The following is a 17338-nucleotide window of genomic DNA, read 5'->3' as shown; positions in this document are numbered from 1 at the left end:
CTTGGAATTCAGATGATGAAGCCGTGGGGGAGTTAACAACGGGAGAGAGAAAATGGCTTATATCGAAGGATTTGTTGTCGCCGTCCCCAAGGCGAACAAGGAACTTTATCGCAAGCATGCCGCCGAAGCTGCTGTATTATTCAAGGAGTTTGGCGTGACGCGTATGGTCGAAGCATGGGGGGATGATGTGCCGGATGGCAAGGTCACCGATTTTCGACGTGCGGTTAAGGCCGAGGCCGACGAGGAGGTTGTTTTCTCCTGGTTCGAATATCCCGACAAGGCAACGCGCGACGCTGCAAATAGCAAAATGATGAGTGATCCGCGTATGAAGGCGATGGGTGACCAGATGCCATTCGACGGCAAGCGCATGATCATGGGCGGGTTTTCCACAATTGTAGATGTTTGATCCTGTCAAACATTTTATCAATCTGAATGAGCGGCTCGTCTTTATGATGAGCCGTTCTCGATTCCTGACGGGTTTGAATGGTTTGCGCGAGGTTCACTTCTTCCAGTTGTTACGAAAACTAGTCCCGACTGCTCCTGACATCGGTTCTTGGTAAATCTCTGTTAAGCAAAATAATGCTTGATGGTGGAATTCGGATTGATGTCCTTCGCAGGATTCGTAGTGGCACCGAATATCCGGGAAGGAAGCCGAAATGTGGACCAAGCAGAAGCGTAAATCGATCCGTGGGCGTTTTGTGTTGCCCATTCTGACGGCTGCATTTCTGAGTTACTTCGGCTTTCACGCCTATCACGGCGAATATGGTCTCTACTCCCGTATCCAGCTGGAAGAGCAGAAAAGTCTTCTGGCCAAGCAGCTCGAACAAGTGACGGCAGATCGCAACGCGCTCGAAAAACGAGTCACGCTTTTGCGCGACGGTTCCATCGAGAAGGATATGCTTGACGAGCAGGCACGCAGAGCGCTTAATCTCTCCCATCCCGATGAAGTGACAATTATCACCTCCAGGGAAGACCGTTCAAATTAACTGAAATCCGGTTAATTGTCTTTTTGTGATATGTTTTTAAGGGCTTGGCGACATAGCAGATATGCTCTGGGCGCATATTGTATCTTGTGATATGCCCGTATAACGTCACAATAGAACGACAATTTAGGGAGCGAGATATGGCACCGAGGGCTAAAAAGTCGCCTGCTAGCAAAACGCAGGCGACTTCTGTGACTGCACCCAAGGCACCTGCACCTGTGAACTTCGACAAGAAGCAGGAGCTGGACGCTTATCGCGAAATGCTGTTGATCCGGCGTTTCGAAGAAAAAGCCGGTCAGCTTTATGGCATGGGCTTCATTGGTGGTTTCTGCCACCTTTATATCGGCCAGGAGGCCGTGGTGGTCGGCATGCAGATGGCGCTGAAGGAAGGTGATCAGGTTATCACCGCCTATCGCGATCATGGTCATATGCTAGCAGCGGGCATGAGCGCGCGCGGCGTGATGGCTGAACTGACCGGACGTCGCAGCGGCCTTTCCAAGGGCAAGGGCGGCTCCATGCACATGTTCTCCAAAGAGAAGAACTTCTACGGCGGTCATGGTATCGTCGGTGCGCAGGTTTCGCTCGGCACAGGCCTCGCATTCGCGAATCGCTATCGCGACAACGACAATGTAACGCTGACCTATTTCGGCGATGGCGCTTCCAATCAGGGTCAGGTCTACGAAAGCTTCAACATGGCATCGCTATGGAAGCTGCCGGTAGTCTACATAATCGAGAACAACCGCTACGCCATGGGCACTTCGGTTTCGCGCTCGTCCGCAGAAACGGACTTCTCGAAGCGCGGTCTCTCTTTCAATATTCCGGGTATCCAGGTGGATGGCATGGATGTTCGTGCGGTCAAGGCTGCTGCGGATCTGGCCGTGGAATGGACGCGTTCGGGCAAGGGGCCGATCATTCTCGACATGCAGACCTACCGTTACCGCGGTCACTCCATGTCGGACCCGGCAAAGTATCGCTCGAAGGAAGAAGTGCAGAAGATGCGCTCCGAGCATGATCCGATCGAGCAGGTCAAGCAGCGTCTGATCGACAAGGGTTGGGCAACCGAGGAAGAGCTGAAGGAAATCGACAAGGATGTCCGCGACATTGTCGCTGATTCTGCTGATTTCGCTCAAAACGATCCGGAGCCGGATGCATCCGAGCTCTACACGGATATTCTGCTCTAATTCCAGGAAGGTGTTGTCATGCCCGTAGAAATTCTCATGCCCGCACTTTCCCCAACCATGGAAGAGGGCAAGCTCTCCAAATGGCTGAAGAAAGAAGGCGACAAGGTTACGTCCGGCGATGTGATCGCCGAAATTGAAACCGACAAGGCGACGATGGAAGTCGAAGCTGTCGATGAAGGCACGATTGGCAAAATTCTTGTCGATGAAGGCACCGAAGGCGTGAAGGTCAATACGCCGATTGCCGTGCTTCTCGGTGACGGTGAAAGCGCTTCCGATATCGGTTCTGCTCCGGCCGCCAAAGCCGAGGCACCATCGAGCGAAGCCAAGGAAGAGCCAAAAGCCGAAGAAAAGAAGACTGATTCTGTTCCGGCTGCTCCAAAGGCTCCAGCACTCGAAGTCGCGTCCGACCCGGACATTCCGGCTGGCACCGAAATGGTTTCTACGACCGTTCGTGAAGCGCTTCGTGATGCGATGGCCGAAGAAATGCGCCGCGACCCGAGCGTTTTCGTTATGGGTGAAGAAGTTGCCGAATATCAAGGCGCTTACAAGGTAACTCAGGGACTTCTCGATGAATTCGGTTCCAAGCGCGTTGTAGATACCCCGATCACCGAACATGGTTTCGCCGGTGTAGGTGTAGGGGCTGCTTTTGCAGGTCTGCGTCCGATCGTTGAGTTCATGACCTTCAACTTTGCCATGCAGGCAATCGACCAGATCGTGAACTCTGCTGCCAAGACGCTTTATATGTCCGGCGGACAGATGGGCGCTCCGATGGTCTTCCGTGGTCCGTCCGGTGCGGCTGCGCGTGTTGCTGCCCAGCACTCGCAATGCTATGCGGCCTGGTACAGCCACATTCCGGGTCTCAAGGTCGTCATGCCGTACACGGCAGCCGACGCCAAGGGCTTGCTGAAGGCTGCCATTCGCGATCCGAATCCAGTGATCTTCCTCGAAAACGAAATCCTGTACGGTCATCATTTCGATGTACCAAAGCTTGACGATTTCGTGCTGCCGATTGGCAAGGCCCGCATTCACAAGCAGGGCAAGGACGCCACCATTGTTTCGTTCGGTATCGGCATGACCTACGCCGTCAAGGCGGCTGAAGAGCTGGCCCAGCAGGGTATCGATGTTGAAATCATCGATCTGCGCACGATCCGCCCGATGGATATTCCAACTGTAGTCGAATCGGTCAAGAAGACTGGCCGACTTGTGACTGTGGAAGAAGGTTTCCCGCAGTCGTCCGTTGGTACGGAAATCGCCACCCGCGTCATGCAGCAGGCTTTCGATTATCTCGATGCGCCGATCCTGACCATTGCTGGTAAGGATGTTCCGATGCCTTATGCGGCAAATCTGGAAAAGCTGGCGCTGCCGACTGTCGCCGAAGTGGTCGAAGCGGTGAAAGCCGTTACCTATACCGCGTAACGAAAGGGTCTGGACATGCCGATCAATATCACCATGCCAGCGCTTTCTCCGACGATGGAAGAAGGCAACCTGTCGAAATGGCTGGTCAAGGAAGGCGACAAGATCGCTCCTGGCGATGTTATTGCTGAAATCGAGACCGACAAGGCCACGATGGAAGTGGAAGCTGTGGACGAGGGCACGATTGCCAAGCTCGTGGTTCCCGCTGGCTCCGAAGGCGTCAAGGTCAATGCGCTGATCGCTATCCTCGCCGAAGAAGGCGAGGACGTGGCGGCTGCAGCAAAGGGCGCGGCTTCTGCTCCGAAGACAGAAGCGAAGGTCGAGGCTCCCAAGGAAGAGCCGAAGCCAGCCGCAGCTCCTGCAGCGGTGCCTGCACCAACCAAGGCAGAGCAGCCTGCTGCTGCGAATAAGGGTGACCGCGTGTTTGCGTCACCGCTTGCACGCCGTATCGCCAAGGAATCCGGTGTCGATATCGCCGCTGTGAAGGGTACCGGTCCGCACGGCCGTGTCGTTCAGCGCGATGTGGAAGCTGCTCTGGCTTCCGGTGGTGCCAAGGCTGCTGCGCCGAAGGCGGAAGCTGCCTCTGCTGCCGCACCGAAGCCGATGTCGGATGAAACCGTTCTCAAGCTCTTTGAGGAAGGCACCTACGAGATCGTTCCTCACGATGGTATGCGCAAAACCATTGCCCGCCGTCTGGTGGAATCGAAGCAGACTGTTCCGCATTTCTATCTGACGATTGATTGCGAACTGGATGCACTTCTGGCTCTGCGTTCGCAGATCAATGCAGCTGCGCCGATGATCAAGACTGAAAAGGGTGAGGTTCCGGCCTACAAGCTTTCTGTCAACGATCTGGTGATCAAGGCTGTTGCTCTTGCACTGCGTGACATTCCTGAAGCCAATGTCTCCTGGACTGAAGGCGGTATGGTCAAGCACAAGCGTGCTGATGTCGGCGTTGCAGTCTCCATTCCGGGCGGTCTGATTACACCAATCGTGCGTCAGTCGGACTCGAAGACGCTGTCCGCTATCTCCAATGAGATGAAGGACCTTGCCAAGCGTGCGCGTGATCGCAAGCTGAAGCCTGAAGAATATCAGGGCGGTTCGACCTCCGTGTCCAACCTTGGCATGTTTGGCGTGAAGGACTTTGCCGCGATCATCAATCCGCCGCATGCGACCATTTTCGCAATCGGCGCAGGTGAACAGCGTGCAGTGGTCAAGAACGGTGAAATCAAGGTTGCGACCGTTATGTCTGTAACCCTTTCAACCGATCATCGTGCCGTCGACGGCGCGTTGGCTGCTGAACTTGCACAGGCCTTCAAGCGTCACATCGAAAACCCGATGGGTATGCTGGTCTGATTGATCAACTTCAAGGGCGTCGCGTTCTGCTGAACTCGACGCCTGAGGTTTTTGAATGGCTGGACAACCGAACCTACGCCCGGCTGAACGCCGTGAAGCCGCAGAGATCGCCATTCTTGTCGATATCTCTTCGCACGGTTTTGCGTCATGGCTCTGGTACGGGGCCGTTCTTGACGGGCGAACCGAAACGGCCATGGAACGCGGTCGGCAATATATGCGCGCTGACGGGAGCGAAGGCTGGCAGAGCGCGACCATAGCCGAATGGGCCGACGATATTGCTGGGCTTTCCATCGGCTTCACTGTGGACGAAAGTATCAACGATCTGCCTGAAAAACATCCGGTTACGGATCAGCTGATCGCGATGCAGCGCAAGGTCATTGGCAACCGTTTTATAGATAGTGTTGGCGTTTATCGGGAGTTTCGCGGCAAAGGTATTGGCCGTGCACTCGTCGCCAACGAGATCGACCTGGCGTACCGGAACGGTAATCCGGCAATCAGCCTGATAACCGAAAGCCACAACGATGTGGCGCTTTCCCTTTACGGCGCCCATGGTTTCAAGGAAATTGAGCGGCTCGAAGCGATAGAACGCATTGGGCAGGACAAAAGACACGACTGGGTGCTGCTCACCCGAGAAGTGAACTGAGCAAAGGCAGGACAATATGGCCGACATTTACGACGTTATTGTTATCGGCTCGGGCCCGGGTGGTTATGTTACCGCAATCCGCGCTGCGCAGCTTGGCCTGAAGACGGCTATCGTTGAGCGTGAACATTTGGGTGGCATTTGCCTCAACTGGGGCTGTATTCCGACCAAGGCGCTTTTGCGCTCGGCTGAAATCCTGCATTTTGGCGAACACGCCAAGGATTACGGTCTGAAGCTGGAAGGAACGATCACACCTGATGTGACGGCTGTGGTACAGCGGTCGCGCGGTGTGTCCGCACGTCTTAATGGCGGCGTCGGCTTCCTGATGAAGAAGAACAAGATCGACGTGATCTGGGGCGAGGCAAAGCTTGTAAAGGCTGCTTCGGGCAACAATCCGGTTGAGATTTCGGTCGGCAAGTCGTCAAAGCAGCCGATGCAACCGCAGAACCCTGTTCCGAAGGGCGTTTTGGGGGAGGGCACCTACAAGGCGAAGCACGTTATCGTCGCCACTGGCGCACGTCCGCGCTCTTTGCCGGGCATTGAGCCGGATGGCAAGCTGATCTGGACCTATTTCGAAGCAATGGTTCCGCAGGAACTGCCGAAGTCCATGCTGGTTATGGGGTCGGGTGCGATTGGTATCGAGTTTGCCTCTTTCTACAATGACATGGGCGTTGACGTGACGGTCGTGGAATTGATGCCGCAGATCATGCCGGTTGAAGATGCGGAGATTTCCACACTCGCGCGCAAACAGCTTGAAAAGCGTGGCCTGAAGATCATTACCGATGCCAAGGTTACCAAGGTCGAGAAGGGTGCAAATAATGTGACTGCCCATATCGAGACCAAGGACGGCAAGACGCAGTCGTTGACCGTGGACCGTATGATCTCGGCAGTTGGCGTTCAGGGTAATATCGAAAATCTTGGCCTTGAAGCACTCGGTGTGAAAACAGACCGTGGATGCGTCGTCATTGATGGATATGGCAAGACCAACGTTGCTGGCATCTATGCTATCGGCGACGTTGCCGGTCCGCCAATGCTAGCACACAAGGCCGAGCATGAAGGCGTTATCTGCATCGAGAAGATTGCAGGCCTTCCGAATGTTCATCCGCTCGAAAAGAACATGATTCCGGGCTGCACCTACTGTAACCCGCAGGTCGCTTCCGTTGGTCTGACCGAAGCAAAGGCCAAGGAAAAGGGCTACGATATCCGCGTTGGTCGCTATTCGTTTGCTGCAAATGGCAAGGCGATTGCGCTCGGTGAAGATCAGGGACTGGTTAAGACCATCTTCGACAAGAAGACGGGACAGCTGCTTGGTGCTCATATGGTCGGTGCGGAAGTGACTGAACTCATCCAGGGTTTCGTGATCGCCATGAACCTTGAAACGACTGAGGAAGAGCTGATGCATTCGGTCTTCCCGCACCCGACCCTTTCCGAGATGATGAAGGAAAGCGTTCTGGATGCGTATGGTCGTGTGCTGAACGCATAATACGGAGGGACGCTCATTCCGCTGATCGAGAACGGAGGGCCATGGCGGCGTGCCGCCTGGCCGATCATTAAGTGGTGTACTGTTGGAGGACTGGTGCTGGGCTTTGCAGCCGGCACCTTGAGTGTTCTTGGCGGCAACACCATATCGGTCAACGGAGTGGCCATAACCGGTTGGTATGGTGTCTGGGTGCTCACATTGGCGCTCGGCACTGCTGGCTTGGTATTTGGCCTGATATGGGCATTAGTTTTCCGGGCTCTTGGACTGGCGGCGCGGCGATGAGTAGCAAATCGCTCAAGTTGACAGGGTTGAGGGCAGGGATTAGGACCGAACCGAATTTGGGAGCATTTCAGGTCCATTCATGAAAATGCTTCGGATAGGCAGGAAAAAGCATGGTTACAGTTCTCGATCTGGTGAACCAAGGCAAGCGTGAGCGGCATCCAGAGAAGGCGCATCGTCCGGACAATGTTGTCCTGAAGAAGCCCGATTGGATTCGTGTCAAGGCTCCTGTCTCACGCGGCTACAGCGAAACGCGCGATATCGTTCGCTCAAACAAGCTGGTCACGGTTTGCGAAGAGGCAGGTTGCCCGAACATCGGCGAGTGCTGGGAAAAGAAGCACGCGACCTTCATGATCATGGGCGAGATCTGCACGCGTGCCTGTGCTTTCTGTAACGTCTCGACCGGTATCCCGACTGCGCTCGATCCGAACGAACCCGAGAATGTTGCCAAGGCCGTCAAGCAGATGGGCTTGACGCATGTGGTTATTACATCGGTGGATCGCGACGATCTTGCCGATGGTGGTGCGCAGCATTTTGCTGAGGTCATTCAGGCCATCCGCGAAGCTACTCCTGCTACCACGATTGAAATCCTGACACCGGATTTCCTGCGCAAGGAAGGCGCTCTCGAAGTCGTGGTGAAAGCCCGTCCCGACGTGTTCAACCACAATCTGGAAACTGTGCCGTCGCGTTATCTGAAGGTTCGTCCTGGCGCTCGTTATTTCCATTCGATCCGTCTGCTGCAGCGCGTCAAGGAACTGGACCCAACCATTTTCACCAAGTCCGGTATCATGGTCGGTCTTGGCGAAGAGCGGAACGAAATCCTTCAGTTGATGGACGATCTGCGTTCGGCTGATGTGGATTTTATGACCATCGGCCAATATCTTCAGCCGACCCGCAAGCATCATCCTGTCATTCGCTTCGTGACACCCGACGAATTCAAGTCGTTCGAGACGATTGGTCGGACGAAGGGCTTCCTGCTGGTTGCATCCAGTCCGCTGACGCGTTCATCGCATCACGCTGGCGATGATTTCGCGAAGCTGAGAGCCGCGCGTGAGGCGCAGATCGCTGCACGGGCCTAAGACAGGAAATGCCGCAGTTTACAACCGTCAGGCGGGTACATCACCGGGCAGAGCAAATGTTCGGTCTCGTTGCGGATGTCGAGAAATATCCGCAGTTTCTGCCAATGTGTGAGGCCTTGTCTGTTCGCTCCCGCAAGGAGCGTGACGGTAAGGCTCTTCTCATTGCCGACATGACAGTTGGTTACAAGCTTATCCGTGAGACATTCACCAGTCAGGTGCTGCTGAAGCCCGAGGAAAACGTCATTGATGTAAAATATCTCGACGGGCCGTTTCGCTATCTCGACAACCGCTGGACCTTCAAGCCGGTGGGAGACGGAAGTGAGTGCGATGTCGAATTTTTCATCGATTATGAGTTCAAGAGCCGTACCCTCGGTCTTCTCATGGGAACGATGTTCGATCTCGCTTTCAAAAAATTTTCCGAAGCGTTTGAGAAGCGGGCCGATCAGATATACGGACTAACCTGAGAAGAGCCCTGGTTTTCCGGGGCTCTCATTTTTTCTTTTCACGCACATCTTATCTGAAAACCGTTTCACACTTTTCAGGATGTGCTTTTACTGCGCCGTATAACCGCCATCGACCAGTATGGATGCTCCCGTGACGAAGGAAGATTCGTCGCTTGCCAGAAAAAGCACGACGCTGGCTACTTCTTCGGCGCGACCGAGACGACCTATAGGATGCAGGGCTAATAGAGCCTGTTTCTTGTCGTCGGGTATATCCTTGAGAAGCGGCGTATCGATATAGCCGGGACAAACCGCATTCACCCGGATGTTTTGCGCACCGTAATCAATGGCAAGTGTCTGCGTCAGAAGTTTTACGCCGCCCTTTGTAGCCGCATAGGCGGTGACGCCTGATTTCCCGACATGACTGTGAATGGAGCCGCAATTCACGATCACTCCGCCGCCCTGTGAGCGCATCTGGTCAATCGCGTATTTATCGCAAAGATAGACACCGGTAAGGTTGATATCGATGGTTTTCTGCCATGCAGTTTCATCCAGCTCGTCTATCGGGCCATCTGCGGCGATGCCTGCATTGGCGAACATGATGTCGAGGCGACCATAAGTTTCGACGGTTTTTGCAATCAACGCCTGCACGGCTTTCGTATCGGTTACATCGGTTTTGACGAATATTGCCCGTTCGGTGCCGCTTGCAAGCTTGCTGGCCAGTTGCTGGCCATGCTCTGAATAATCCGCGATAACGACATTCGCTCCCTCGCGAACAAAAGCCCGAACAGTCGCTTCGCCGATGCCACTTGCCCCACCTGTAACGATTGCCACCTTACCATCGAAACGCATCGCCATGTTCTCCTTGTCTGATCAAAGACAAGGATAGGGCGCGACAGATAAAAGTATATGCTTCAGACTATCGAAGGTTTTCCAGAACGAGGTCCAGTGCGGCGAAAACCGTCGCGTGGCGGATTTCGGCTCTGGTTTTTGGACCGAAATGGTATTCGCGATGAAGGGGCGGGTGGCCTTTTCGCGCCGATGCGATGTGCACGAGACCGACAGGTTTTTCATCGGAACCGCCGCCTGGCCCCGCAACGCCCGTAACCGCCACCGTTACACCGGCGCGGGAGCGAGAAAGTGCCCCTTCAGCCATGGAAAGCGCCACTTCTTTCGAGACAGCGCCAACGCGATTGATCAATTCCATCGGAACACCGATCATTTCGGCTTTCGCTTCGTTGGAATAAGTAACGAAGCCGCGATCCACGACATCGGATGAACCGGCGATGTCGGTCAGAGATCCAGCTATAAGCCCGCCTGTGCAAGACTCGGCCATCGCGATCATTACACCGGCCTTGCGGCAGGCTTCCAGCACGGCAATAGCTTTGTCTTCTGCGATGAGCGCGCTCATTCGGGAACCTCGCCGGGATAGATGACGGTTGCCGTTGCAATGGCAGCGATACCTTCACGGCGTCCGACGAAGCCAAGTTTTTCGTTGGTTGTGGCTTTAATGGAAACGCGATCGGCGGCAATTCCCAGCATGTCGCAAAGAGCTTCTGTCATTGCTGCACGATGTGGGCCGATCTTCGGTGCTTCGCTGATAAAGGTCACGTCGACATTGGCGATACGACCGCCAGCTTCACGCACGATATTGGCAGCATGTTCGATAAAGATGCGGGAAGCAGCGCCTTTCCATTGTGGGTCGGAAGGCGGGAAATGCGTGCCGATATCACCCGCTCCTCGCGTCGCAAGCAGGGCGTCGGTCAGCGCATGAAGTCCAACATCGGCGTCTGAATGGCCATTGAGTTTCGCTTCGTGGGGAATTTTCACACCGCACAGCGTCACATGATCGCCGGGTTCAAAGGAATGGACGTCATAACCATTGCCAGTACGAATGTCGGGAAACGAGACGTGGTCTTGCCGCAGGCGTTTGTCAGCCATTTCGATATCCTTTGCCCAGGTAAGCTTGGTATTGTCCGCCGATCCTTCGATGATGCGGACAGCGATACTTTGCCATTCGGCAATGGCAGCATCATCCGTGAAATCAGAGCGACTGATCGCGAAGGCCTTTTCATGTGCATCAAGGATTGGCGTATAGGGAAATGCTTGGGGGGTCTGTGCAGCAAAAAGACCAACGCGAGGCACCGTCGTTTTTACTGTTCCGTCTGTGGCTGACTGTTTGAGAGTGTCCGAAACTGCCAGAGCCGGTAGAACGCCTTCATCAGGCGCGAGATTTTCGACGATACGCTTCAGTAAATCCTGACTGACAAACGGTCTCACACCATCATGGATCATGACATATTGCGGTGCATAATCTCGCAATGCGAGGAGACCAAGGCGCGTTGATTCCTGCCGGGTAGCGCCGCCATTCACGACGAGAATGGTGCCGCAGTTTTCCGGGAGGGCGCGTTCGTAAAGCACATGGTCGTCTGGATGAATGACGACAACGATGCTATCAACCAGCGGGCAGTCGATAAAAGCGCGCAAAGTGCGGGCAAGTACGGCTTCGCCACCGATGCGCCGGTATTGTTTCGGCCCTTCGATGCTCTGCCCGGCTCGCTCTCCGCGGCCAGCTGCCACAATGACTGCTGCTATCTTTGAAATGGTTGTCGCCTCTGCCAAAGGTTGCATCTGTTCAAATTTGCCTTTTCAAGCCGAATAATGCCTTGTGCAGATAAATGCCAGACGGCAATTGATTTATCGTGATTTTGCGCGCGCTTTTCCTTGCGTTGAAAATTGAGACTGATTAATGTATGTGCTAATTGCACTATGCACATCAAATAGGCATTTATTGGTGAGTTTTCTCGATCAACCTTTGACCATTGGCGATGTGGCCCTTGCCAATCGCGTTTTCCTCGCGCCGATGTCTGGCGTTTCGGACCTTCCGTTCCGCAGGCGTGCCGCAGAGGCTGGCGCTGGCATGGTCGTGTCTGAAATGGTCGCCAGCGCCGAACTCTGTAACTGTCACAAGGAAAGCCTTCTGCGTCTTTCGGGTGAAGGGCTTGGAACGCATGTCGTGCAGCTCGCGGGACGAGAAGCACACTGGATGGGCGAGGCGGCCAGGATCGCCGAAGGTGAAGGCGCTGATATCATCGATATCAATATGGGGTGTCCGGCCAAGAAAGTGACGGGCGGTTATTCGGGATCTGCGCTGATGCGCGATCTCGATCACGCAATGACCCTCGTCGAGGCCACGGTTAATGCGGTCCGCGTTCCGGTCACACTCAAGATGCGGCTGGGATGGGACGAGAAAAGCGTCAACGCGCCTGAACTTGCAAGGCGCGCTGAAGGAGCCGGTATTGCCATGGTGACTGTCCATGGGCGCACGCGTTGTCAGTTCTATGAAGGTAAAGCGGACTGGAATGCAATTCACGCCGTCCGGGATGCAGTCAGGATTCCTCTGATTGCCAACGGAGACGTGGCGTGTCGACCTGATGCGGAGGAAATTTTACGCCGTTCCGGAGCGGATGCCGTGATGGTCGGGCGTGCCTCTTATGGACAACCATGGCTGGCCGGTGCAATTGCTGGAAGCGATCTTGCCCCACAGTCACGAAGTGAAATTCTTGATTATATTATAAAGCACTACGAAGATATGCTCGAGCATTATGGAAGTACGACGGGCATCCGTCATTCGCGCAAACATCTCGGCTGGTATCTTGATCGTCATGCTGGCGCTGCATGTACGCCAATCGAGAAAGCAGAAGTCATGACCCTGACTGACCGGAAAGCCGTCATCGATGCCTTGCGTCGTATATTCATGCGCGAAGTTCCTGAAACCGCGCTCAAAGAGGTTGCCTGATGCGCGAGAGAACCGAAACGAACGGTATTCCGTCTGTTGTACTCGATGCGATCAGCCAACCGGTTATCATGGTTAGCGCCGAGAATTATATCGCCTATGCCAATCTGGACGCGGAACAGTTCTTTCGTTCCGGCTCGTCCATTCTGGCGCGCAACCGGCTGGAATCCTTTCTGCCCTTCGGCAGCCCGCTTCTGGCACTCGTCGATCAGGTTCGCACCAGTCAGATGCCGGTGAACGAATATCGCGTCGATGTCTCGTCGCCGCGTCTTGGGGCAGAGCGCATTGTTGATGTTTACGTAGCGCCTGTAGCGGAGCTGCCGGGAGCTGTGGTCATCCTCTTCAAGGAAAAGACGATGGCTGAAAAGATAGACCGCCAGATGACGCATCGAGGTGCTGCGCGGTCCGTGACCGGGCTTGCCTCAATGCTGGCCCATGAAATCAAAAACCCTTTATCCGGTATCCGCGGTGCGGCACAGTTGCTGGAGCAGGTTGTCAGCGATGAAGATCGAGCGCTTGCGCGCCTCATTACCGACGAAACGGATCGGATTGTTTCACTGGTTGACCGCATGGAAGTTTTCTCGGACGAGCGCCCCATCGAGCGCTCTGCGGTCAACATTCACGCGGTTCTGGATCATGTGAAGGCGATTTCGAAGAACGGGTTCGCACGGAAGATCCGCTTTGTGGAAGATTATGATCCTTCTCTCCCGCCGGTTTTCGCCAATCGTGACCAGCTCGTGCAGATCTTTCTCAATCTCCTGAAGAATGCCTCGGAAGCCATAGGCGATCGTGAGGGCGGCGAGATTGTCCTGTCCACGGCTTATCGTCCAGGCATTCGTCTACAGGTGCCGGGCGCACGGGACAGGGTGGCGCTGCCTCTCGAATTCTGTGTGCATGATAATGGTCCAGGTGTGCCGCAGGATATGCTGCCGCATTTGTTCGATCCGTTCGTGACCACGAAGACCAATGGCTCGGGGCTGGGATTGGCACTCGTTGCGAAGATCATTGGCGATCATGGTGGCATTATCGAATGTGACAGCCATCCTTCGCGAACGACTTTCCGCGTTCTGATGCCCGCATGGAAAAATACTGAACTGGCAGCTGGAAATACTGGAGATAACGCATGATCGCAGGACGTCCGACGGGAACCATATTGGTGGCGGATGACGATGCAGCCATTCGGACCGTGCTGAACCAGGCATTGTCGCGAGCAGGCTACGATGTGCGCGTAACTTCCAATGCTGCCTCGCTCTGGCGATGGGTGGCTGCAGGTGATGGTGATCTGGTCATTACAGACGTCAATATGCCGGACGAGAATGCCTTTGATCTTCTGCCGCGCATCAAGAAGATGCGTCCCGACCTGCCGGTTGTGGTGATGAGCGCGCAGAACACATTCATGACGGCAATTAGGGCATCCGAGGCGGGAGCCTACGAATATCTGCCGAAGCCATTCGATTTGACGGAACTCATTAATATCGTCGGTCGTGCGCTGTCTGAACCAAAACACAAGCCCATTGCCGCTCTATCGGATGAGCAAGCAGATAACATGCCGCTGGTGGGCCGTTCGCCTGCGATGCAGGAAATATACCGTGTGCTGGCGCGCATGATGCAGACGGACTTGACCGTGATGGTTACGGGTGAATCCGGTACGGGCAAGGAACTGGTTGCGAGCGCCCTGCACGAATATGGACGCCGTCGAAAAGGACCGTTTGTTGCGATCAATATGGCGGCAATCCCACGCGACCTGATTGAGTCTGAGTTGTTCGGGCACGAGAAGGGCGCTTTTACCGGCGCACAAAACCGCTCGAGCGGTCGCTTCGAGCAGGCGAATGGTGGAACACTGTTTCTCGACGAAATCGGTGATATGCCGATGGAAGCACAAACCCGACTTTTGCGTGTGCTGCAACAGGGCGAATATATGACAGTCGGCGGACGCACGCCGATCAAGACCGATGTGCGCATCGTTGCAGCAACCAACAAGGATTTGCGGCAGTTGATTGCACAAGGACTTTTCCGCGAAGACCTTTATTATCGGCTGAATGTCGTGCCTCTGCGCTTGCCGCCGCTTCGCGAGCGCAGCGAGGATGTGGCCGATCTCGTGCGCCATTTTTTCAAGCGGGCTGCCGAAGAAGGTTTGCCCGAAAAACGTATCAGCACTGCTGGCCTGGAAATGATGCGTCGGTACCCATGGCCTGGAAATGTGCGTGAGCTGGAAAATCTCGTGCGAAGACTGGCGGCGCTTTATCCGCAAGAGGAAATATCGCCGGAGATCATCGAAACCGAATTGAAGTCTGAACTGGCCAAGCCGGATATCGTTCCCGCCGGTGGTGGCGATATGGAGAACATTTCCATATCGCAGGCTGTCGAGCAGAATATGCAGCGTTACTTCGCGTCATTCGGTGCCGACCTGCCGCCTCTAGGTCTCTATCATCGGGTTCTGGCGGAACTGGAATATCCCTTGATCCTTGCCTGTCTTACGGCAACACGTGGAAATCAAATCAAGGCGGCAGATCTTCTGGGATTAAATCGGAACACGCTGCGCAAGAAAATTCGTGAGCTAGGGGTCAATATATATCGCGGCAACAAGGGAAACTAAGCGGTAGTTGGGCGCTAATAACGCATTAACTACATTATTTAATAGGCGATTAAGTCTGCTCGACTACTGTTAGTTGCATGAGAGATCAGCAATCCACGCGAAGCAAGAAAACCCGGCGCATTCTCGAACCGGCTGTAAGGAGCGGCATTCTTGCTGCGCCTTTGATATTGATGCTAGCGATCGTCGTCATCTTGTCTGGAGCAGAGCCTAAACTCTCTGCGATGATAGATCAAACCTTCACCGGTTCGATAAGCCCCATCATAAAGTAATGCTCATTAGCCTTGAAGAAGACGCCTGAAGTCCTACTCTTTTAGGATAGCTAAAGGAGAGAACCATGCGTCTTGCTGTTACGACTTTGTTTCTTGGTCTGTCTGTTGCTGCGGCCTATGCCGCTCCGCCACCGGAAGGCGCCAAACTTTCGGAAATAATCGCGAAAATCGAACAGAACGCGGATACTGCTTTCATTGATGAAGTCGACTGGAATGATCGTGGTTATTACGAGATCGAATATGTCACCAAGGCTGGCGCCAAGGTGGAGGTGAAGGTCGATCCAAAAACCGGAGAAAATGTTCGCTAGTCTCTGACACTTGTGCGAGCGATTATGTTGGAGCGGGTAGCGGGAATCGAACCCGCGCGTTCAGCTTGGGAAGCTGACAGGCTACCATTACATCATACCCGCAAACTGTAATGTATTTCAGTCGATTAGCGACAAATTCGACGAGGCCGCTTTAGAAAGTTTTACAGTTGGTTTTGCCAAACTATGTTCTCTTTCTGGTCTCGTCAAACTGTTTTGTCGACAGGTCGGCCTTGTCACTACATGCGGTCTCATGACCTCACGAAACACTACAGTACCGTGACAAATTTTTCATGAACCATTCCATTGATATCCAGGATTGAGGGGCCATCTGCAGGTAACGCTCCTAACCATGCAGCCAGATTCGCAGGCTGTTGCAGATGACAGGAAGTCCATGGGTAAGACCACAAAGCGCCGAGCACTACTTATCGTAAACCCACATGCCCGAAATGGCAGGGGTTACGGCGCGGATATTCGTGCAGCATTGGAACGCGGTGGCCTCCAGCTCATAGAACGAAATCCGCAGGACGATGAAACAATTTCAGATGTGATCCTTCGTGAAAGAGATTGCGATCTGGTTATTGTCGGTGGTGGCGACGGTTCGCTGAACGCTGCGGCCAAAGGATTGATGGAAACCGGATTGCCGCTTGCAATCCTTCCGCTGGGAACGGCAAACGATTTTGCCCGAACCATTGGCATTCCTGCCGATCCAGTTGAGGCAGCGCGTCGCCTTGCATCCTACGAGGTGCAGCCCATCGATCTGGGTGAGGTGAACGGTCACCTTTATTTCAATGTCGCAAGTATCGGTTTCAGTGCTGAATTGGCGCAGCAACTGAGTTCCGCGGCGAAGAAGAAATGGGGAAAGCTCGGTTATGCGATTGTCGCAGCGCGCATCCTCATGCGCTCCGAGCTTTTCACAGTCTATCTGGAACATGACGGCATGACAGAGAAAATCCGTACGTTGCAAGTCTCTGTCGGGAATGGAAAATTCTACGGCGGCGGTATGGCTGTCGAAAAGGATGCGACAGTGGATGACGGTAAGCTGGATTTCTATAGTCTGGAAGTCGATCACTGGTGGAAGCTTTTGCGCCTGCTTCCAAGCTTGCGTCGCGGTACCCATTCCAAATGGGATGATGTACGGGCTTTCCCGACGACCGAAGTTATTGTGCGCACCAAGAAGCCGCGTGCCGTAAACACAGATGGTGAACTGTCAACCTGGACACCTGCCCATTTTCGTCTGCTGCGCAAAGCAATCAATGTTTACATGCCAGATTCAAAATTGAGGCCGTGATGTTGATCACGCAAAAAAAGACCCGCCTTGTTGGAGCGGGCCTAATCCATGACGTTAGGTGACTGGCTCGGAGGTCATAAGAGCCGTATGAATAACGATTGAAGGGTCTGAACGTTCCACATTTAAAAGAAAAAATACCAGATAAGCAGCACGACAACGAGTGGAACCCCCATCAGCCAAAGGATCATTGCTCTCAACATTTTTGTTCTCCTTCCTGTTGAAAATTCAACGTT

The 17338-nt window shown here is 54.2% G+C and carries 17 protein-coding genes and 1 tRNA gene; 14 read left to right on the top strand and 4 right to left on the bottom strand.

The annotated features are described in order from the left end of the window. Positions 1-52: 52 nt before the first annotated feature. The 9 genes from AC1RHM_RS01860 (at position 53) to AC1RHM_RS01820 (ending at position 8872) form a co-directional block, all read left to right on the top strand. Entirely contained in the window at positions 53-406 is a 354-nt protein-coding gene (locus tag AC1RHM_RS01860) for a DUF1428 domain-containing protein (protein ID WP_010660004.1), read from the top strand. A gap of 250 nt (positions 407-656) precedes the next feature. Further along, positions 657-986: an FtsB family cell division protein gene (locus AC1RHM_RS01855; protein ID WP_010660005.1), complete on the top strand. Its 330-nt coding sequence runs from the start codon at positions 657-659 to the stop codon at positions 984-986. Between the two features lie 137 nt (positions 987-1123). Beyond that, a complete protein-coding gene (gene pdhA / locus AC1RHM_RS01850; protein WP_010660006.1) occupies positions 1124-2164 on the top strand; it encodes a pyruvate dehydrogenase (acetyl-transferring) E1 component subunit alpha in 1041 nt (346 codons plus the stop codon). 18 nt (positions 2165-2182) lie between these two features. Beyond that, positions 2183-3580 (top strand): pyruvate dehydrogenase complex E1 component subunit beta, encoded by a 1398-nt coding sequence (locus tag AC1RHM_RS01845; RefSeq protein WP_010660007.1) that lies wholly within the window; start codon positions 2183-2185, stop codon positions 3578-3580. A gap of 15 nt (positions 3581-3595) precedes the next feature. Beyond that, positions 3596-4930, top strand: a complete 1335-nt coding sequence (locus tag AC1RHM_RS01840; RefSeq protein WP_010660008.1) for a pyruvate dehydrogenase complex dihydrolipoamide acetyltransferase — start codon at positions 3596-3598, stop codon at positions 4928-4930. A 55-nt stretch (positions 4931-4985) separates the two neighbouring features. Next, positions 4986-5573, top strand: a complete 588-nt coding sequence (locus tag AC1RHM_RS01835; RefSeq protein WP_010660009.1) for a GNAT family N-acetyltransferase — start codon at positions 4986-4988, stop codon at positions 5571-5573. A gap of 16 nt (positions 5574-5589) precedes the next feature. Further along, positions 5590-7053, top strand: a complete 1464-nt coding sequence (gene lpdA, locus AC1RHM_RS01830) for a dihydrolipoyl dehydrogenase (RefSeq protein WP_036578908.1) — start codon at positions 5590-5592, stop codon at positions 7051-7053. A gap of 389 nt (positions 7054-7442) precedes the next feature. After that, positions 7443-8408 (top strand): lipoyl synthase, encoded by a 966-nt coding sequence (gene lipA / locus AC1RHM_RS01825; RefSeq protein WP_010660012.1) that lies wholly within the window; start codon positions 7443-7445, stop codon positions 8406-8408. Positions 8409-8416: 8 nt separating this feature from the next. After that, positions 8417-8872, top strand: a complete 456-nt coding sequence (locus AC1RHM_RS01820; protein ID WP_010660013.1) for a type II toxin-antitoxin system RatA family toxin — start codon at positions 8417-8419, stop codon at positions 8870-8872. Positions 8873-8959: 87 nt separating this feature from the next. On the opposite strand, the gene AC1RHM_RS01815 is transcribed toward AC1RHM_RS01820, so the two are convergent. The 3 genes from AC1RHM_RS01815 to AC1RHM_RS01805 all read right to left on the bottom strand — a co-directional run bounded on the left by AC1RHM_RS01815 (position 8960) and on the right by AC1RHM_RS01805 (position 11479). Then, entirely contained in the window at positions 8960-9700 is a 741-nt protein-coding gene (locus tag AC1RHM_RS01815; protein WP_010660014.1) for an SDR family NAD(P)-dependent oxidoreductase, read from the bottom strand. 67 nt (positions 9701-9767) lie between these two features. Next, complete coding sequence (locus tag AC1RHM_RS01810) at positions 9768-10259, bottom strand: CinA family protein (RefSeq protein WP_010660015.1); 492 nt, start codon at positions 10257-10259, stop codon at positions 9768-9770. Next, a complete protein-coding gene (locus tag AC1RHM_RS01805) occupies positions 10256-11479 on the bottom strand; it encodes a bifunctional 2-C-methyl-D-erythritol 4-phosphate cytidylyltransferase/2-C-methyl-D-erythritol 2,4-cyclodiphosphate synthase (RefSeq protein WP_010660016.1) in 1224 nt (407 codons plus the stop codon). Before AC1RHM_RS01805 ends, AC1RHM_RS01810 begins: the two co-directional genes overlap by 4 nt. Before the next feature lie 163 nt (positions 11480-11642). On the opposite strand from AC1RHM_RS01805, the gene dusB reads away from it, so the two are divergent. The 4 genes from dusB (at position 11643) to AC1RHM_RS01785 (ending at position 15817) form a co-directional block, all read left to right on the top strand. Continuing rightward, entirely contained in the window at positions 11643-12647 is a 1005-nt protein-coding gene (gene dusB, locus AC1RHM_RS01800) for a tRNA dihydrouridine synthase DusB (RefSeq protein WP_029376094.1), read from the top strand. Further along, entirely contained in the window at positions 12647-13771 is a 1125-nt protein-coding gene (locus AC1RHM_RS01795) for a two-component system sensor histidine kinase NtrB (RefSeq protein ID WP_492332441.1), read from the top strand. The genes dusB and AC1RHM_RS01795 overlap by 1 nt, the downstream gene beginning before the upstream one ends. Next, positions 13768-15240, top strand: a complete 1473-nt coding sequence (ntrC, locus tag AC1RHM_RS01790) for a nitrogen regulation protein NR(I) (RefSeq protein ID WP_010660019.1) — start codon at positions 13768-13770, stop codon at positions 15238-15240. The genes AC1RHM_RS01795 and ntrC overlap by 4 nt, the downstream gene beginning before the upstream one ends. A 334-nt stretch (positions 15241-15574) precedes the next feature. Beyond that, entirely contained in the window at positions 15575-15817 is a 243-nt protein-coding gene (locus AC1RHM_RS01785; protein WP_010660020.1) for a PepSY domain-containing protein, read from the top strand. Between the two features lie 28 nt (positions 15818-15845). Here AC1RHM_RS01785 and AC1RHM_RS01780 read toward each other — a convergent pair. Next, positions 15846-15919: transfer RNA gene (locus AC1RHM_RS01780), tRNA-Gly, on the bottom strand. A 289-nt stretch (positions 15920-16208) separates the two neighbouring features. Here AC1RHM_RS01780 and AC1RHM_RS01775 point away from each other — a divergent pair. Next, complete coding sequence (locus AC1RHM_RS01775) at positions 16209-17105, top strand: lipid kinase (protein WP_029376096.1); 897 nt, start codon at positions 16209-16211, stop codon at positions 17103-17105. The last annotated feature ends 233 nt before the right edge of the window (positions 17106-17338 follow it).

Source organism: Brucella sp. GW823-FHT04E01 (assembly GCF_058796175.1).
This window is presented reverse-complemented; position numbering and strand designations above follow the sequence as displayed.

Excerpts from the sequence above, each read along its gene's own strand:
- AC1RHM_RS01795 (WP_492332441.1), top strand. The coding sequence starts at position 12,647 with ATGCGCGAGAGAACCGAAACGAACGGTATTCCGTCTGTTGTACTCGAT.
- AC1RHM_RS01835 (WP_010660009.1), top strand. The coding sequence starts at position 4,986 with ATGGCTGGACAACCGAACCTACGCCCGGCTGAACGCCGTGAAGCCGCA.
- AC1RHM_RS01815 (WP_010660014.1), bottom strand. The coding sequence starts at position 9,700 with ATGCGTTTCGATGGTAAGGTGGCAATCGTTACAGGTGGGGCAAGTGGC.
- pdhA (WP_010660006.1), top strand. The coding sequence starts at position 1,124 with ATGGCACCGAGGGCTAAAAAGTCGCCTGCTAGCAAAACGCAGGCGACT.
- AC1RHM_RS01785 (WP_010660020.1), top strand. The coding sequence starts at position 15,575 with ATGCGTCTTGCTGTTACGACTTTGTTTCTTGGTCTGTCTGTTGCTGCG.
- lipA (WP_010660012.1), top strand. The coding sequence starts at position 7,443 with ATGGTTACAGTTCTCGATCTGGTGAACCAAGGCAAGCGTGAGCGGCAT.
- AC1RHM_RS01805 (WP_010660016.1), bottom strand. The coding sequence starts at position 11,479 with ATGCAACCTTTGGCAGAGGCGACAACCATTTCAAAGATAGCAGCAGTC.
- lpdA (WP_036578908.1), top strand. The coding sequence starts at position 5,590 with ATGGCCGACATTTACGACGTTATTGTTATCGGCTCGGGCCCGGGTGGT.
- AC1RHM_RS01855 (WP_010660005.1), top strand. The coding sequence starts at position 657 with ATGTGGACCAAGCAGAAGCGTAAATCGATCCGTGGGCGTTTTGTGTTG.
- AC1RHM_RS01820 (WP_010660013.1), top strand. The coding sequence starts at position 8,417 with ATGCCGCAGTTTACAACCGTCAGGCGGGTACATCACCGGGCAGAGCAA.
- AC1RHM_RS01860 (WP_010660004.1), top strand. The coding sequence starts at position 53 with ATGGCTTATATCGAAGGATTTGTTGTCGCCGTCCCCAAGGCGAACAAG.
- AC1RHM_RS01845 (WP_010660007.1), top strand. The coding sequence starts at position 2,183 with ATGCCCGTAGAAATTCTCATGCCCGCACTTTCCCCAACCATGGAAGAG.
- ntrC (WP_010660019.1), top strand. The coding sequence starts at position 13,768 with ATGATCGCAGGACGTCCGACGGGAACCATATTGGTGGCGGATGACGAT.
- AC1RHM_RS01775 (WP_029376096.1), top strand. The coding sequence starts at position 16,209 with ATGGGTAAGACCACAAAGCGCCGAGCACTACTTATCGTAAACCCACAT.
- AC1RHM_RS01810 (WP_010660015.1), bottom strand. The coding sequence starts at position 10,259 with ATGAGCGCGCTCATCGCAGAAGACAAAGCTATTGCCGTGCTGGAAGCC.
- AC1RHM_RS01840 (WP_010660008.1), top strand. The coding sequence starts at position 3,596 with ATGCCGATCAATATCACCATGCCAGCGCTTTCTCCGACGATGGAAGAA.